This is a genomic window from Streptomyces sp. NPDC101110, assembly GCF_044759525.1.
Taxonomy (GTDB): domain Bacteria; phylum Actinomycetota; class Actinomycetes; order Streptomycetales; family Streptomycetaceae; genus Streptomyces.
Genome location: NZ_JBIVZM010000005.1, coordinates 521,907 through 538,045, shown reverse-complemented (window position 1 = coordinate 538,045; position 16,139 = coordinate 521,907). Strand labels below are relative to the sequence as shown.

The 16,139-nt window shown below is 70.5% G+C and carries 14 protein-coding genes and 1 tRNA gene; 6 read left to right on the top strand and 9 right to left on the bottom strand.

Annotated features, from left to right (window positions below; all coding sequences use genetic code 11):
- Positions 1 to 30 precede the first annotated feature (30 nt).
- The 3 genes from ACIQU3_RS14970 (at position 31) to ACIQU3_RS14960 (ending at position 3,546) form a co-directional block, all read left to right on the top strand.
- A complete protein-coding gene (locus tag ACIQU3_RS14970) occupies positions 31 to 1,056 on the top strand; it encodes an SGNH/GDSL hydrolase family protein (protein WP_403733182.1) in 1,026 nt (341 codons plus the stop codon).
- A 213-nt stretch (positions 1,057 to 1,269) separates the two neighbouring features.
- The gene (locus tag ACIQU3_RS14965) at positions 1,270 to 2,490 is read left to right on the top strand and encodes an acetyl-CoA C-acetyltransferase (RefSeq protein WP_403733179.1); all 1,221 of its coding nucleotides are present in this window, start codon (positions 1,270 to 1,272) and stop codon (positions 2,488 to 2,490) included.
- 273 nt (positions 2,491 to 2,763) lie between these two features.
- Positions 2,764 to 3,546: a hypothetical protein gene (locus ACIQU3_RS14960; RefSeq protein ID WP_403733174.1), complete on the top strand. Its 783-nt coding sequence runs from the start codon at positions 2,764 to 2,766 to the stop codon at positions 3,544 to 3,546.
- A gap of 83 nt (positions 3,547 to 3,629) precedes the next feature.
- On the opposite strand, the gene ACIQU3_RS14955 is transcribed toward ACIQU3_RS14960, so the two are convergent.
- Positions 3,630 to 3,935, bottom strand: a complete 306-nt coding sequence (locus tag ACIQU3_RS14955) for a hypothetical protein (protein ID WP_403925256.1) — start codon at positions 3,933 to 3,935, stop codon at positions 3,630 to 3,632.
- 101 nt (positions 3,936 to 4,036) lie between these two features.
- On the opposite strand from ACIQU3_RS14955, the gene ACIQU3_RS14950 reads away from it, so the two are divergent.
- Positions 4,037 to 4,267 (top strand): DUF4287 domain-containing protein, encoded by a 231-nt coding sequence (locus tag ACIQU3_RS14950; protein WP_234846895.1) that lies wholly within the window; start codon positions 4,037 to 4,039, stop codon positions 4,265 to 4,267.
- Positions 4,268 to 4,339: 72 nt separating this feature from the next.
- On the opposite strand, the gene ACIQU3_RS14945 is transcribed toward ACIQU3_RS14950, so the two are convergent.
- The 3 genes from ACIQU3_RS14945 to ACIQU3_RS14935 all read right to left on the bottom strand — a co-directional run bounded on the left by ACIQU3_RS14945 (position 4,340) and on the right by ACIQU3_RS14935 (position 6,855).
- Positions 4,340 to 5,251 carry a Bax inhibitor-1/YccA family protein gene (locus ACIQU3_RS14945; RefSeq protein ID WP_403733165.1) on the bottom strand — a complete coding sequence of 304 codons (912 nt, stop codon included), beginning with the start codon at positions 5,249 to 5,251 and terminating at the stop codon, positions 4,340 to 4,342.
- A gap of 204 nt (positions 5,252 to 5,455) precedes the next feature.
- A complete protein-coding gene (locus ACIQU3_RS14940) occupies positions 5,456 to 6,631 on the bottom strand; it encodes a 4-hydroxybenzoate 3-monooxygenase (protein ID WP_403925253.1) in 1,176 nt (391 codons plus the stop codon).
- 140 nt (positions 6,632 to 6,771) lie between these two features.
- Positions 6,772 to 6,855 (bottom strand) — tRNA-Leu (locus ACIQU3_RS14935).
- 415 nt (positions 6,856 to 7,270) lie between these two features.
- On the opposite strand from ACIQU3_RS14935, the gene ACIQU3_RS14930 reads away from it, so the two are divergent.
- Both ACIQU3_RS14930 and ACIQU3_RS14925 read left to right on the top strand, forming a co-directional pair.
- The gene (locus ACIQU3_RS14930) at positions 7,271 to 8,041 is read left to right on the top strand and encodes an ABC transporter ATP-binding protein (RefSeq protein ID WP_403733160.1); all 771 of its coding nucleotides are present in this window, start codon (positions 7,271 to 7,273) and stop codon (positions 8,039 to 8,041) included.
- Positions 8,042 to 8,079: 38 nt separating this feature from the next.
- Positions 8,080 to 10,611: an ABC transporter permease gene (locus ACIQU3_RS14925; protein ID WP_403925250.1), complete on the top strand. Its 2,532-nt coding sequence runs from the start codon at positions 8,080 to 8,082 to the stop codon at positions 10,609 to 10,611.
- Positions 10,612 to 10,686: 75 nt separating this feature from the next.
- Here the strand turns inward: ACIQU3_RS14925 and ACIQU3_RS14920 are convergent, their stop codons facing one another.
- The 5 genes from ACIQU3_RS14920 to ACIQU3_RS14900 all read right to left on the bottom strand — a co-directional run bounded on the left by ACIQU3_RS14920 (position 10,687) and on the right by ACIQU3_RS14900 (position 16,053).
- Positions 10,687 to 11,994: a class I SAM-dependent methyltransferase gene (locus ACIQU3_RS14920; protein WP_403925247.1), complete on the bottom strand. Its 1,308-nt coding sequence runs from the start codon at positions 11,992 to 11,994 to the stop codon at positions 10,687 to 10,689.
- A gap of 252 nt (positions 11,995 to 12,246) precedes the next feature.
- Positions 12,247 to 13,635: an NAD(P)/FAD-dependent oxidoreductase gene (locus ACIQU3_RS14915; RefSeq protein WP_234846889.1), complete on the bottom strand. Its 1,389-nt coding sequence runs from the start codon at positions 13,633 to 13,635 to the stop codon at positions 12,247 to 12,249.
- A 420-nt stretch (positions 13,636 to 14,055) separates the two neighbouring features.
- Positions 14,056 to 14,997, bottom strand: a complete 942-nt coding sequence (locus ACIQU3_RS14910; protein WP_403733152.1) for an exopolyphosphatase — start codon at positions 14,995 to 14,997, stop codon at positions 14,056 to 14,058.
- Entirely contained in the window at positions 14,994 to 15,524 is a 531-nt protein-coding gene (locus ACIQU3_RS14905; protein ID WP_385661312.1) for a DUF501 domain-containing protein, read from the bottom strand. Before ACIQU3_RS14905 ends, ACIQU3_RS14910 begins: the two co-directional genes overlap by 4 nt.
- A 52-nt stretch (positions 15,525 to 15,576) precedes the next feature.
- Entirely contained in the window at positions 15,577 to 16,053 is a 477-nt protein-coding gene (locus ACIQU3_RS14900; RefSeq protein ID WP_234846886.1) for a septum formation initiator family protein, read from the bottom strand.
- Between the last annotated feature and the right edge of the window lie 86 nt (positions 16,054 to 16,139).

Genomic DNA, 16,139 nt, shown 5'->3' with positions numbered 1-16,139 from the left:
TGTACGGGTTCGAGGAGGTGGCGGCGACGCATGACGAGCATGTCGAGGGCGAGGGTGGCCCGGCGGATCGCGGCCGGCGCGGCTTATGGCGGCGGCGGGGTCGGTCTGGCCGGGGCGGCCGCACTGGGGCTGGTGCTGGCCGAGGTGCAGCTGGCACGGCGCCGGGTGGGCAACGGCACGTCGCCCCGAGTGCCGCACGCGGACGGGCTGTACGGCCGTACGTACGCCGGTCCGGGAGGGGTGCCGCTGAGGCTGACGATGCTGGGTGACTCCACGGCCGCGGGCCAGGGTGTGCACCGGGGCGGGCAGACGCCGGGGGCGCTGCTTGCGTCGGGGCTCGCGGCGCTGGCGGAACGCCCGGTGGAGCTGCGCACGGTGGCGACCCCGGGGGCCTGCTCGGACGACCTGGACCGGCAGGTGGCCCTGGTGCTGGCCGATCGCGGTCCCGTGCCCGACATCTGCGTGATCATGGTCGGGGCGAACGACGTCACCCACCGCATGCCGGCGACCCGCTCGGTGCGCTGCCTGGCATCGGCGGTCCGGCGGCTGCGCACGGCCGGTGCGGAGGTCGTGGTCGGCACCTGCCCCGACCTGGGCACGATCGAGCCGGTGCGGCAGCCGTTGCGCTGGCTGGCCCGGCGGGCCTCACGCCAGCTGGCGGCCGCCCAGACGATCGGAGTCGTCGAACAGGGCGGCCGCACCGTGTCGCTGGGCGACCTGCTGGGCCCCGAGTTCGCCGAGAACCCGCGTGAGCTGTTCGGCCCGGACAGCTACCACCCCTCCGCGGAGGGCTACGCGACGGCGGCGATGGCGGTCCTGCCGACCGTCTGCGCCTCCCTGGGCCTGTGGCCCGCCGAGGAGGAGCGCCCGGACGCCTCCCGCCGCGAGGGCTTCCTGCCGGTGGCGCGTGCCGCGGCGGAGGCCGCCTCGGAGGCGGGCACGGAGGTCGCGGCGGCGATGCCGAGCGGGCCGCGCGGCCCCTGGGCCCTGCTGAAGCGCCGCCGGCGCCGGCGGGTCTCCGAGCAGGAGCCGGCGCCCGCGACGCCTTCGAGCTGAGGAGCATGCTGAGGAGCGAGCGGAGAAGCCGGCTCAGGAGCGAGCGGAGGAGTCAGCTGAGGAGCGTGCTGAGGGGCGCGCATGGAGCGCGGCAAAGCAAGCGCTTGGAAACTGCGGTCAGGGTCACACCGTGACACCCGTGACCCAGCCCATACGTACGGGTAACTTCCCAGTCAGCCCTGCCAGACCACCCGGTACGTCAATGGAGCCGTGATGCCCGAAGCCGTGATCGTCTCAGCCGCCCGCTCCCCCATCGGCCGCGCCTTCAAGGGCTCCCTGAAGGACGTGCGACCGGACGACCTGACCGCCACGATCATCCAGGCCGCGCTGGCCAAGGTCCCCGAGCTGGACCCGAGGGACATCGACGACCTGATGCTCGGCTGCGGCCTGCCCGGCGGCGAGCAGGGCCACAACCTCGGCCGGGTCGTCGCCGTGCAGATGGGCATGGACCACCTGCCGGGCTGCACCATCACCCGGTACTGCTCCTCCTCCCTGCAGACCTCCCGGATGGCCCTGCACGCCATCAAGGCCGGTGAGGGCGACGTCTTCATCTCGGCCGGCGTCGAGACGGTCTCCCGTTACGTCAAGGGCAACTCCGACAGCCTCCCGGACACGCACAACCCGCTGTTCGCCGACGCGGAGGCCCGTACCGCCGCGGTCGCCGAGTCCGAGGGCTCGACCTGGCACGACCCGCGCGAGGACGGCCTGCTGCCCGACCCGTACATCGCGATGGGCCAGACCGCCGAGAACCTGGCCCGCACCAAGGGCGTCACCCGCCAGGACATGGACGAGTTCGGCGTCCGCTCGCAGAACCTCGCCGAGGAAGCCATCAAGAACGGCTTCTGGGAGCGCGAGATCACCCCGGTCACCCTGCCCGACGGCACGGTCGTCTCCAAGGACGACGGCCCCCGCGCCGGCGTCACCCTGGAGGGCGTGCAGGGCCTGAAGCCGGTGTTCCGCCCCGACGGCATGGTCACGGCCGCCAACTGCTGCCCGCTGAACGACGGCGCCGCCGCCCTCGTGATCATGTCCGACACCAAGGCCCGCGAGCTCGGCCTCACCCCGCTCGCCCGCATCGTGTCGACGGGCGTCTCCGGCCTCTCCCCCGAGATCATGGGCCTCGGCCCGGTCGAGGCGAGCAACCAGGCGCTGAAGCGCGCCGGCCTGACCATCGGCGACATCGACCTGGTCGAGATCAACGAGGCGTTCGCCGCGCAGGTGATCCCCTCCTACCGCGACCTGGGCATCCCGCTGGAGAAGCTGAACGTCAACGGCGGCGCCATCGCCGTCGGCCACCCCTTCGGCATGACCGGCGCCCGCATCACCACCACGCTCATCAACTCCCTCCAGTTCCACGACAAGCAGTTCGGCCTGGAGACGATGTGCGTCGGCGGCGGCCAGGGCATGGCCATGGTCATCGAGCGCCTCAGCTGAGCGGCACGCCGTAGCCGCCATAGCACTCGCTGTGAGCTCCCGGCCCGGAACCCTGGAAACTCCAGGGTTCTGGGCTGTTTTGTGATCCAATCTCCCCCAGGATGTGACCTATATCCCTGCGCCGGGGAAGAACGCCAGGTCACAGTAGCCACACCCCCTTCCTCGACTCCGAAGCCCTGTCCGTTTCGTGACGTTACGCACTGACAGCTGGTTAGTCCGCCCTTCAAGCTGATGTAGGAAGTCGGGGGTCGACTTTGAACCGGGAGTACGTCAGTGAGCGCCATGCCGATCGCGTTGCTGGTCACCACGGCCGCCACGGGAGCCGTGGGCGTCGCCGTCCTGCGCACCGTCCTGCAGCTGCGCCGACAGGTCGCGGCCCTGCACACCGCGCTGGCCGAGAGCCGCGCCGCCACCACCCGTGCGCTGCTGCCCGCCGCCCGCACCACTGCCGACACCGAAGAGATACGTGCCGCCGTGGCGGCGGCACTCGCCGAGGAGCGAGAGCGCGAACTCGCCGAGGCTCGGGCGTTCTGGGCCGCCCAGGAGGCCCGTGACGCCTCCGACGCGCCCCCGATGCTGGGCCTGCCCGACCACGATCTGTTCCTGCCCCGTCAGGCCGATTTCGCGGGTCTGGAGCCGGTGTCCGAGCACGGCGCGGACACGGAGGAGCCGCTCGGCGAGTCCCCGGAGCTGGCCGCGGCCCGCCGTCGCCACCCCTCACACCCGGACTTCGTGCCGGCCCAGTCGCCGGTCGTGAACGACCACGAGCGCACCGTCGCCACCCTGGAGGAGCTGGCCTCCGCCCGCGTGGAGCTGACCGACGTCCGTCCCGGCCCGCTGGGCACCCTGGACGTCTACGTCTTCGCCGACGGCACGACGCTGTGCATGACCCCGGGCCACCGGGAGACGGCGGAGCACCTCGCCGCGGCCCTGCGCGCGGGCGCCACCCCGTTCCTCCTGGGCGGCTCCGGCATCTCGGGCGCGTACACGCTCACGTTCGAATGCGGCGAGGAGAACGTGTACATCCTGGCGGACAGGGTCATCGCGTCCCTGTAAGCAAGTACCCGTAGTGGAGCGCCCCATCAGGGGCGCGGGGAACGGCGCGAACAACCGCCACGCACCCGCCCCGCGAACGAAGCTCAGACCCCCGCCCGCTTCTGCGCCTCCTCCACCAGGATCACCGCTTCGGCGACCTCGGCATCACCGGTGAGCACAACGGCCAAATCATGCCCGGCCACGGTGATCTGATCTGCTGCCGCAAACATCCCCGCATCCGGCATCTCCCGAGGCTCCACGCCCTCCAGGACCTGCGACCTCCGGGCCAACTCCCTGGCCAGCTCCAGGGCCTCGGCGGCAGCACCCCGCTGCAACCGGCTCTGGGGCGCGGCCCTCAATCGATCGGCGAAGTGCTCCACCGCACGGCTCAGAGGCGTCGTATCAACCACTCCGCGAGCGTACGCGTCGCACCGGGACTGTTGCCAACGGGCGAACACTCAGGCACCGTGACCTGAAGGACCGGCTTACATCCCAGCGTCCGGAGGCGCCGATGTCCCAAGTCTTCTCCGAAGAGACCCATCGCAACATGCTCGCCCGCATCCCGCACTGCACCGGTCGTGAGATCTCCGACTGGTTGCGCACCGTCGACGAAGGCCCGGCGCTCTTCCGCTTCGAGGAAAAGGTCAGCTGGCTCCGGCACGAACACAATCTCGCCTACGGCCACGCCAAGGCGATCGTCCACGAGTACGACCTGAGGAGGGCCGCGCGCAAACTCGTCTAGGCGCGCATACTCCCCGCGACGACGAAGGGCCCCGGCCGAAGCCGGGGCCCTTCGCGCTGCGACCGATGAGGACTAGTCGCTGCTGTTGAGGATGGAGAGGAGCCTCAGGAACTCCATATAGATCCACACCAGCGTCAGCGTGAGGCCGAAGGCCGCGAGCCAGGCCTCCTCGCGCGGGGCGCCGTAGGCGATGCCGTCCTCGACCTGCTTGAAGTCCAGGGCGAGGAAGCAGGCGCCGAGGATGATGCCGATGACGCCGAAGACGACGCCGAGGGCACCGCTGCGGAAGCCGAGGCCGTCACCGCCGCCGAACACCGCGAACAGCAGGTTCACGGTCATCAGCAGGATGAAGCCGAGCGCGGCGGCCATCACGAAGCCGTAGAAGCGGCGGTTGACGCGGATCCAGCCGGCCTTGTACGCGATCAGCACACCGGCGAAGACCGCCATGGTGCCGATCACGGCCTGCATGGCCGCACCGTCGGCGATGCGGTTGTCGACGATGTTGGAGATGACGCCGAGGAAGACACCCTCGAACGCGGCGTACGTCAGGATCAGCGCCGGCGAGGCCTTGCGCTTGAAGGACTGCGCGAACGCCAGGACCATGCCGATCAGGGCGGCGCCGATACCGATGCCGTAGCTACGGCTGATGTTGGCGTCGTCGACCGGCAGCAGGGCCCAGGAGAGCGCCGCGGTGAGGATGAGCACACCGAGCGTGCTCGCCGTGCGCAGGACGACGTCGTCGATGGTCATCCGGCCGGTGGTGGCCGGGGCCTGCGGCGGCGCGCCGTACTGCAGGTCCTGCTGCTGGGCGTAAGGGTTCTGCGCGTAAGGGTTCTGCGCGTACGGGTTGCCCGTCGGCTGGGCGTACGGGTTGCCCTGGGTGGCGACAGCGGGACCCCCGGCCTGCGGCGCGGTGTTGAAGCCCGCGTAGCCGTTGTCGCGGCTGAACCCCCGTCGCGAGAAGACCGGGTTTCTGCTCCTCATTTCACTCCTCCATGGCCACCAGGCGTGGCCTTGGCTCAAGAGTAATAGGTAGGCAAAGGAATGACCCTACTGCTTGGGGAGGATCTTTCCCTCGTCATGCTGCGCAACACGCTACGTGGCTTGGTGATTCCCCTCACCGGAGGGGGTCACCCCCTCACCGGAGGAGAGTCGTCCGTTCACCCGTGGGGGTTGTCGGCCGCGGGCTCAGCCGAAGGGGAAGCCCGTGTACGCCTCCGCCAGGTCCGCCTCGGCGGCGCGGGAGGTCTCGATCCGCTCCAGCCGGGCGAGCTGGAGCCGGTCCTCGAAGGGCGTCGCGCCGGGTGCGCGGTGCAGCAGGGTCGTCATGTCGTAGGAGAACCGTTCGGCCTGCCAGACCCGGCGCAGGCAGGTCGCGGAGTAGGCGTCGAGCAGGTCCGGGGATCCGGTCCGCTGCCGGTGGGCCAGGGCCCGCGCGAAGGTCACGACGTCGCCGACGGCGAGGTTCAGGCCCTTGGCGCCGGTCGGCGGGACGATGTGCGCCGCGTCGCCTGCCAGGAAGAGCCGGCCGTGCCGCATGGGCTCGTGGACGTAGGAGCGCATGGGCGTGACCGACTTCTGGGTGATCGGGCCCCGCTCCAGGCGCCAGTCGTCGGCGGTCTCGAACCGGCGTTCCAGCTCGTCCCAGATCTCCTCGTCGCCCCAGGCCCCGGCGTCGGTGCCGTCGGGCACCTGGAGGTAGAGGCGGGAGACGGCCGGTGAGCGCATGGAGAGCAGGGCGAAGCCGCGGTCGTGGCGGGCGTAGACGAGCTCGTCGTGGGAGGGCGGCACGTCGGCGAGGATGCCGAGCCACCCGAAGGGGTACGTCCGCTCGAAGACCCGGGTCAGTCCGGCGGGGATCGCCTTGCGGGCCACACCCCGGAAACCGTCACAGCCGACGACGTAGGAGCACTCCAGGACGTCCTCGCGGCCCTCGTGCCGGAAGCGGATCCGCGGGGCCTCGGTGCCGGCGTCCTCGACGGCCAGCGCCTCGGCCTCGAAGAGCAGGGGCCCGCCGTCGCGGAGCTGGAGGGCGATGAGGTCCTTGCAGACCTCGGTCTGGGCGTAGACCGTCACGGACCGCCCGCCGGTGAGGGCGGGGAAGTCCACGCGGTGGCGCCTGCGGTCGAAGCGGAGCTCGATGCCGTCGTGGCGCAGGCCCTCGCGGTCCATGCGCTCCCCGGCCCCGGCCGCCCGCAGCACGTCCGCCGTGCCCTGCTCCAGGATCCCGGCGCGCTGCCGCCGTTCCACGTAGGAGCGGTCGCGGCTCTCCAGCACGACCGAGTCGATGCCGGCGTTGTGGAGCAGCCGGGCGAGGAGAAGACCGGCGGGGCCCGCTCCGATGATGCCGACGGTGGTGCGCATCGGACGACCTCTTCTCATCCACGTCCACGTTCGTCAGGTGAAATTTCTTTCACCATGTGGGTGTGAGTCTCCGACGGCACGGCGCCGCTGTCAACGGGCACGCCGTGAACTCTTCAATGGACCACACAGGGATCGGAAGGTGCCCGGAGCCGGACTCGAACCGGCACGCCCGCGAAGGGGCAGCGAGGTTTAAGCTCGCCGTGTCTGCATTCCACCATCCGGGCAGGCCATGGGCTCCGCATCGAGGTTCCGAGACTATCCGGACGGGTCCCCCGAACAGCCGGAGCGTGGACCGATGTTGTCTTATTTTATTGACGTCTGAGGGTGCATCAGCACACGGAACACGCCATCCGCACTTGCCAATAGCCTTGCGTGCGGCGGTCGGCCGCGTATGCGGAATGACGGAATTTCACCGCCCGAACAAGGGCACTCCACCTGTTCTCGACACCCGGACGCATCCGTTCCCGACACCGGGGCCTCTCAGGGGTGTTCGTCATCCCCAGGTATGACACGGCCCCACGCGGTCAGCCTGCAGTCGGCCTTCGGAACCGGAACAACGGGTGACTACACGGCGGCGAGGGACCCGGACGATGGAACACGTCCTTCCCCCTCACAACCGTCCGACAGGAGAGTCATCCCGTGACCACCGCCCCCCTCACCGACCGGGCCACCGCAGCGGCCGCGCGCGCCACGGATCTGTCGAAGATCTACGGGCAGGGTGAGACCCAGGTGGTCGCCCTGGACCGCGTCTCCGTCGACTTCCGGCAGGCCGAGTTCACCGCGATCATGGGCCCGTCCGGCTCCGGCAAGTCCACCCTGATGCACTGCGTGGCCGGCCTGGACTCCTTCTCCTCCGGGTCGGTGCGCATCGGCGACACGGAGCTCGGCTCCCTGAAGGACAAGCAGCTGACCAAGCTGCGCCGGGACAAGATCGGCTTCATCTTCCAGGCGTTCAACCTGCTGCCGACCCTCACGGCCCTGGAGAACATCACCCTTCCCATGGACATCGCCGGGCGCAAGCCGGACAAGCAGTGGCTGGACTCCGTCATCCGCATGGTCGGCCTCGCGGACCGGCTCGGTCACCGGCCGTCCCAGCTGTCCGGCGGTCAGCAGCAGCGCGTCGCGGTGGCCCGGGCGCTGGCCTCCCGGCCCGAGATCATCTTCGGTGACGAGCCCACCGGAAACCTCGACTCGCGCTCGGGGGCCGAGGTGCTGGGCTTCCTGCGCAACTCCGTGCGGGAGATGGGCCAGACGGTGGTGATGGTGACGCACGACCCGGTGGCCGCCGCCTACGCGGACCGGGTGATCTTCCTGGCGGACGGCCGGATCGTCGACGAGATGCACGGGCCGACGGCCGACTCCGTACTCGACCGCATGAAGGCGTTCGACGCCAAGGGCCGCACCAGCTGATCCCCCGTCAGGACCGACAGGACTGAGAAGAAGAACCCATGTTCCGTACCGCCTTGCGCAATGTGCTCGCACACAAGGCCCGGCTCCTGATGACCGTACTCGCCGTGATGCTCGGCGTCGCGTTCGTCTCCGGCACGCTGGTCTTCGCCGACACCCTCTCCAACGCCTTCCGCAACCAGTCGGCGAAGAGCTACGACGACGTCGCCGTCTCCGTCTCCTCGTACGCCGACCCGGACAACCGCGAGGAGGAGCCCGGCCTGTCCGGCAAGGTCCTCGACAGGATCTCCGCCGTGGACGGCGTCGCGGGGGTGTACGGCCGGGTCGAGGGCTTCGCCGGGGTCGCCGACCCCGACGGGAAGCTGATCGGCGTCGGCTGGTCCAACAAGGGCTCCAACTTCGCCCCCGGCAAGGACGGCAAGGACGCCGCCTACACGTTCACCGACGGCTCCGGCCCGGTGAAGGACGATCAGATCGCCCTGGACGAGGAGTCCGCCGCCAAGGGCGAGTACAAGGTCGGCGACCGGGTGCGCGTCGCGACCAACGGCCCGGTGAAGGAGTACACCCTCAGCGGTGTGTTCACCACCGAGGACGGCGCCGTCAACGCCGGCGGCAGCCTCGTCCTCTTCGACACCGCCGTCGCCCAGCGGCAGTACCTGAAGCCGGGCTACTTCGAGAGCGTCACCGTCACCGCCGCCTCCGGCGCCGACGACGCGAGGATCCTGGACGCGGTCAAGCCGCTGCTGCCGGACACCGCCGAGGCACAGACCGGCCGGGCGCTCGCCGACGAGCAGGCCGAGCAGATCGAACAGGGCATGGGCAACCTCAAGCAGGTCCTGCTCGGCTTCGCGGGCATCGCGCTCTTCGTCGGCATCTTCCTGATCTCCAACACGTTCACGATGCTGGTCGCCCAGCGCACCAAGGAGATCGCCCTGATGCGCGCCGTCGGCGCGTCCCGCAAGCAGATCACCCGCTCGGTGCTCGCCGAGGCCGCGCTGGTGGGCCTGGTCGCCTCGGCCGTCGGCTTCGTACTCGGCATCGGCCTGGCCGTCGGACTCCGCTCCGGTATGGCCGCGTTCGACATGAAGATGCCGGACGGTCCGCTGGTCCTGTCCGCCACGCCGGTGCTGGCGGCGTTCGCGGTGGGCGTGCTGATCACGACGTTCGCCGCCTGGCTGCCCGGCCGCCGGGCCGCGAAGATCCCGCCGGTGGCGGCCATGAACAGCGTCCACGCGGTGGCCACCACCAAGTCGCTGGTGCTGCGCAACTCCATCGGTGCGGCCGTCACCGCCCTCGGTGCGGTGGGGATCGTGGCGGGCGCCTCGACCGGCGGCGACGACGGCCGCATGTACATCGGGGCCGGTGCCTTCTTCGCGCTGATCGGCGTGATCATCCTGATTCCGCTGCTGTCCCGGCCCGTGATCGCGCTCGTCCGTCCGCTGCTCGTCGGCCCCTTCGGGGTGGCCGGCAAGCTGGCAGGCCAGAACGCGGTCCGCAACCCGCGCCGCACCGGCGCCACCGCCTCGGCGCTGGCCATCGGACTGACGCTGGTGACCGGCCTGTCGGTACTCGGCATCACGGTCGGCACGGCCATCGACAAGATGACCACCGACAACATCAAGGCCGACTACATGGTCTCGATGGCCAACGGCGGTGACCTCGACCGGTCGGCCCTGACCGCGCTGGAGAACGCGAAGGGCGTGTCCGCGGTCTCGCCGCAGCAGGACGCCTACCTCCAGGTCAAGGACGACTACGTCTCCGCCTCCGCGGTCTCCCCGGGCGACATCCGGCGTGTGCTGAACGTCGACGTCGTCAGCGGCGACGCCGACTCACTCGCCGAGGGGCAGATCGCGGTCGCCGAGAAGACGGCCAGGAGCAAGGGCTGGAAGCCCGGGGACAGCATCCCCTTCACCTTCGCCGACGAGAAGAAGGCCACGCTGACGGTCGGCGCCGTCTACAAGGACAGTGAGTTCCTCTCCCCCGTCCTCGTCGACCGGAAGATCGTGGACCGCCACGAGACGAAGCCGTCCATCAGGCAGATCTTCGTGAAGGTCGACGGCGGCCAGTCCGCGGCGAACGAGAAGGTCCTCATCGACGCGCTGGGCGACAACCCCGCGATCACCGTCATGGACCGGCAGGACATCCGCAACGAGTTCGGCGGCGCCATCAACACCCTGCTGAACATCATGTACGGCCTGCTGGCGATGGCCCTGATCATCGCGGTGCTGGGCGTGGTCAACACCCTCGCGATGTCGGTGTTCGAACGGCAGCAGGAGATCGGCATGCTCCGCGCCATCGGCCTGGACCGGCGCCGGGTGAAGCGGATGGTCCGGCTGGAGGCCGTCGTCATCTCGGTGTTCGGCGCGGTGGTCGGCATCGGTCTCGGAGCGTTCCTCGGCTGGGCGATCGGCGAGACCTTCTCGGACCAGATCCCGGGGTACACGCTGGTCCTGCCCTGGGACCGGATCGGGATCTTCCTGGTGCTGGCCGGTCTGGTGGGCGTGCTGGCCGCGATGTGGCCGGCCCGCAACGCCGCGCGGCTGAACATGCTGAACGCGATCAAGGCGGAGTGACCTCGCCGCCTCGCGGCACGCCGAAGGGCCGGGCTCCCCGACACGGGGGACCCGGCCCTTCCGTTCGGGCCCGGCTCAGTCCTGGCCGGGCGTGCCCCAGGTGCGGGCCCGCAACGGCATCCCGGAGGCGCCCGAGTGGGGGCTGCGGACGGCCAGGACCTGGTTGACACCGATGCGGTTGCGTTCGAAGGCAACGGCGGAGGCCGCCATGTACAGGCGCCAGACGCGGGCACGTCCGGGAGAGGTCAGCCGCACGGCACGCTCCCAGTCGGCTTCCAGGCGGGACACCCACCGGCGCAGCGTGAGGGCGTAGTGCTCGCGGATCGCCTCGACGTCGCGCACCTCGAACCCGGCCCGCTCCAGCAGGGCGACGGTCGCGCCGATCGGCTGGAGTTCGCCGTCGGGGAAGACGTAGGAGTCGATGAAGGCGTCGACGCTGTACGTCGACTCGTCGCGCTGCGGGCGGCGGGCGATCTGGTGGTTCAGCAGCCGGCCGCCGGGCCTGAGCAGGTCGTACAGGTCGGCCGCGTACTCCAGGTAGCGGCCGGCGCCGACGTGTTCGGCCATGCCGATGGAGGAGATGGCGTCGTAGGGCCCGTCCCGGACGTCGCGGTAGTCCTGTACGCGGATCTCGACCTTGTCGGTGAGGCCCTCGTCGGCGACGCGCTTGCGGGCGTAGGCGGCCTGCTCCTGGGACAGCGTGACGCCGACGACGCTCACGCCGTGCTCGCGGGCGGCGTGGACGGCCATGGAGCCCCAGCCGCAGCCGACGTCCAGCAGCCGCCCGCCGGGTCTCAGGCCGAGCTTTCGGCAGACGAGTTCGAGCTTGTCCCGCTGGGCCTGTTCGAGGGTGCCGTCCGGGGTGGGCCAGTAGGCGCAGGAGTACACCATCGACGGACCGAGGACGATCTCGTAGAAGTCGTTGCCGACGTCGTAGTGGTGGCTGACGGCGCGGCGGTCGGTGCGCTTGGTGTGCAGGTGCCGGCGTGGACTGCGGGTCTCCTCGCGGGGCGGGGCGGGCGGCAGCGGCGGCCCGGCGAGCTTGACCAGACCCCGGACGGCGGCGCGGACCTCGGGGTCGCGCAGGGCCTGGACGAGGGTGCGGGCGTCCTCGCCGCGCTCCCAGATGAGACCGGCCAGCAGATCGAGGGTCGTGTAGAGGTCGCCCTCGATGTCGAGGTCCCCGGCCACCCAGGCGCGGGCCAGGCCCAGTTCGCCCGGCTTCCACAGCAGGCGGCGCAGCGCACGGCGGTTGCGTACGACCAGGGCCGGCGCACCCGGCGGGCCGGACTGCGAACCGTCCCAGGCGCGGATGCGCACCGGGAGCGGTGCTCCCAGCAACTGTGTGAAGAGGCCCTGCAGCCGCGGCGCGGCGTCTGCCATGGTGTACACCTCCGTGACAGGGAATCCCGGAATGTCCGACACCACGTAAACACCTGCCGGGCTTCGGCGCAGTCCCCGGCACGCGTCATGTCTGGGCAAAACAGCTGCTTCGCCCGCCCGGACGCGGCGCCCCGAGGTGCCGGAGGACAGCGCGGGAAGCCCGGCACGCGAGGGGAACTCCCGGCACGCCGAAGGGCCTCCCGCACCACGGATGGCGGGAGGCCCTTCGTCAGACGGACGACCGAACGGAGGTCAGGAGGCCTTGGCCTTCTCCTCGGTCTTCTCCTTCGGCGCGGCGGCGACCGGGGCCGGCTTGGCGGCCTCGTAGAACTCCTCGCGCGGCGTCTCGATGGCGCCGAGCGAGACGACCTCGCGCTTGAGGAACATGCCGAGGGTCCAGTCGGCGAAGACGCGGATCTTGCGGTTCCAGGTCGGCATCGCCAGACCGTGGTAGCCACGGTGCATGTACCAGGCGAGACGGCCCTTGAGCTTGATCTTCATCTTGCCCATGACGATCATCGCGACGCCCTTGTGGAGGCCGAGGCCGGCCACGGCGCCCTTGTTGGCGTGGCTGTACTCCTTCTGCGGGAAGCCCCGCATGCCGGAGACCACGTTGTCACCGAGGACCTTGGCCTGGCGCAGCGCGTGCTGGGCGTTCGGCGGGCACCAGGCGTTCTCGTTGCCCGCCTTGCGGCCGACGAGGTCCGGGACCTGGGCGTTGTCGCCGGCGGCCCAGATGTAGTCGGTGCCCTTGACCTGGAGGGTCGGCTCGCAGTCGACGTGACCGCGGGGGCCCAGCGGCAGGCCGTAGCGGGCCAGGGCCGGGTTGGGCTTGACGCCGGCGGTCCAGACGATGGTGTTGGAGTCGACCTCGAGGCCGTTCTTCAGCACCACGTGGCCGTCGACGCAGGAGTCCATGGAGGTGGACAGGTAGACCTCGACGCCGCGGCCCTCGAGGTGCTCCTTGCCGTACTTGCCGAGCTTGGGGCCGACCTCGGGGAGGATCTTGTCGGCGGCGTCGACCAGGATGAAGCGCATGTCCTCACGGGACACGTTCTTGTAGTACTGCGCCGCGTCGCGGGCCATGTCCTCGACCTCGCCGATGGTCTCGGCACCGGCGAACCCGCCGCCCACGAAGACGAAGGTGAGCGCCTTGCGGCGGATCTCCTCGTCGGTGGTGGAGTCGGCCTTGTCGAGCTGCTCGAGGACGTGGTTGCGCAGGCCGATGGCCTCCTCGACGCCCTTCATGCCGATGCCCTGCTCGGCGAGGCCGGGGATCGGGAAGGTGCGGGAGACCGCGCCGAGCGCGATCACCAGGTAGTCGAAGGGCAGCTCGTAGGCCTCGCCGACCAGCGGGGAGACCGTGGCGACCTTGCGGTCCTGGTCGATGGTGGTGACCCGGCCGGTCAGCACCTCCGCCTTGGGCAGCACGCGTCGCAGCGGGACGACGACGTGGCGCGGGGAGATGTTGCCGGCGGCGGCTTCGGGGAGGAAGGGCTGGTAGGTCATGTACGACCGGGGGTCGACGACCGTGACGGTCGCCTCGCCGTAGCGCATCTTCTTCTGGATGCGCCGAGCTGCGTACAGGCCTACGTACCCACCGCCTACTACGAGGATCCTGGGACGCTCCGTGGTGCTCATGCCATCGAGTATCCACCCGTCTCAGGGGGGTGGCTCGTGCGCCCCTTCACAAGCTTGGGTGGGGTGTGTGCTATCCTCCGCGGCCCGCGTGATCCACGTCATGGTGACAACCGGGCTCCTTTGTGCACCCCGAAGCGTTGTCAATGCCGCGTGAGCTGCCTCTCTGTGCCGCAGAAGGCTCCGTGAGGTCCTCCGCGAGCGCCGCCCGGAGTGCCTTACGGACGCCTCCATACCATGCTTCTGAACATGTTCAAAGGGCCGTTCAGCCCCCGGACGGGTCAACGGAGCCCTTCTCGTCGCCCGAGAGGGCCGAATTCCTTGTGAAGAACTTCACGAACTTTTCCGACGGGCTGTCGCCGGGGGGTCCGTCCGGACCCCCCGGGCCCGCTCATTCGTGATCCATGCCAGCTCAGAAGCGGGCTACGCTGCCGACCACGCGATGCCGTCGAGGATGTCGTGCTCGCTCACGACGACCTCCTGCGCGCCGATCCGCTCCATGATCGCCAGGAGGACGAGGGCGCCCGCCCCGATCACGTCGACCCGGCCCGGATGCATGGAGGGCACGGCCGCACGCTCGGCGTGCGTGGAACGCAGCAGCCACTCGGTGATCTCGCGGACCCGGTCGTAGGAGACGCGGGAGTGGTGGATGGCCTCCGAGTCGTACCCCGGCAGCCCCTGGGCGATCGCCGACACCGTCGTCACGGAGCCGGCCAGGCCGACCAGGGTGCGCGCCTCGCGCAGCGGGACCGTCTGCTCGGCGAGGTCCAGAGCGGCCTCGATGTCGGCCCGCATCGCCGCGATCCGCTCCTCGGACGGCGGGTCGCTCACCACGCCGTCCCGGACCAGGTGCCGCTCGGTCATGCGGACACAGCCGACGTCCACCGAGCGGGCCGCCCGGACGTGGTCGTCGCCCACGACGAACTCGGTCGAGCCGCCGCCGATGTCCACGACCAGGTAGGGCTTGGCCAGACGGTCGTCCCCGGCGAGCTCCTTGGTGGCGCCGGTGAAGGAGAACTCGGCCTCCTGGTCCCCGGTGATCACCTCGGGCTCCACGCCCAGGATGTCCAGCACGCCGCGCACGAACTCGTCCCGGTTCTCGGCGTCCCGGGACGCGGACGTCGCCACGAACCGCAGCCGCTCCGCGCCGTGCTCCTTGATGATCTCCGCGTACTCGCGGCAGGCCGCGAAGGTCCGCTGCAGCGCCTCGGGGGCGAGCCGGCCGGTGCGGTCGACGCCCTGCCCGAGCCGCACGACCGTCATCCGGCGGTCCAGGTCGGTCAGCTCGCCGGTTTCCGGGTCGGCGTCGGCGACCAGCAGCCGGATGGAGTTCGTGCCGCAGTCCACGGCGGCGACACGGGTCACTGGGCGTCCTCCTCGGCGGTCGTCACACAGGTGCCCTTGCGCCACCACTCCGGCAGCATCGCCAGCGCCTCGTCGCCCAGCGGGTTCACCCCCGGCCCCGCCGCCAGCGAGTGGGCCACCAGGACGTGCAGGCACTTCACCCGGTCCGGCATGCCGCCCGCGCTCGGGAAGTTCTTCAGCTCCTCGATCTCGTCACGGCGCCGGATGTAGTCCTCGTGCGCGGCACGGTAGGCCGCGGCCAGCTCCGGGTCCGAGCCGAGCCGCTCGGTCATCTCCTTCATCACGCCGTTGGCCTCCAGCGTGCCGATGGCCGAGTTCGCCTTCGGGCACGTCAGGTAGTACAGCGTGGGGAAGGGCGTACCGTCGGGCAGGCGGGGGGCCGTCTCGACGACGTCGGGCTGTCCGCACGGGCAGCGGTGCGCGATCGCGCGCAGACCGCGCGGGGGCCGACCGAGCTGCTGCTTGAAGGCCTCGACGTCGGCGTCGGTCGGCTCGGTGCGCGGGGTGGTCGGCGGGGGCGTTTCCATGACTGTCTTCAGGCTGTCTTTCTCTGGGTTCGGGTCACTGGCTGGGCTCGGGTCACCGGTCGGAGGCGTCGGCCTTGTCGACCCCGTCCCAGACGTTGGAGTACCAGGGGCGGTCGGCCGCCCCCAGGTCGGTGCGCGACTGCTTCGCCGCGTGCGGATCCACGACGATGAAGCCCGTCTCCCCCGGCATCACGTAGTGCAACCGCTGCCGGATCTGCTGCTCGGCGTACGCGTCGTCCTGCCAGCGCGCCTTCAGGTCGCGCAGCCGTTCGACGCGCTCACGGGCCTGCCGCTGCTCGCGCTGCAGGTCGTCGATCTCGGCGCGCTGCGAGACGTACTCCCGCATCGGGTAGGCCAGGGCCACGATCAGCGAGCACATCACCAGGGCGAGCAGCGCGGCCCGGCCGGTCAGCCGCGAGCGGCGGGCCTGCCGCCTGGTCTGGGAACGGTAGACCCGGGCCGCGGTCTGCTCGCCGAGCAACCGGATCCTGGTCGCGGTGGAGAACCGGTCCCGGTCCTTCACGGCCATCTGTCCGCCTCCCGCTCCACCGTCCTACGCGCGTACGTCCCCGGACACGGTACGGGACCGGGTCCGGGGACGTACGTACGACTGGC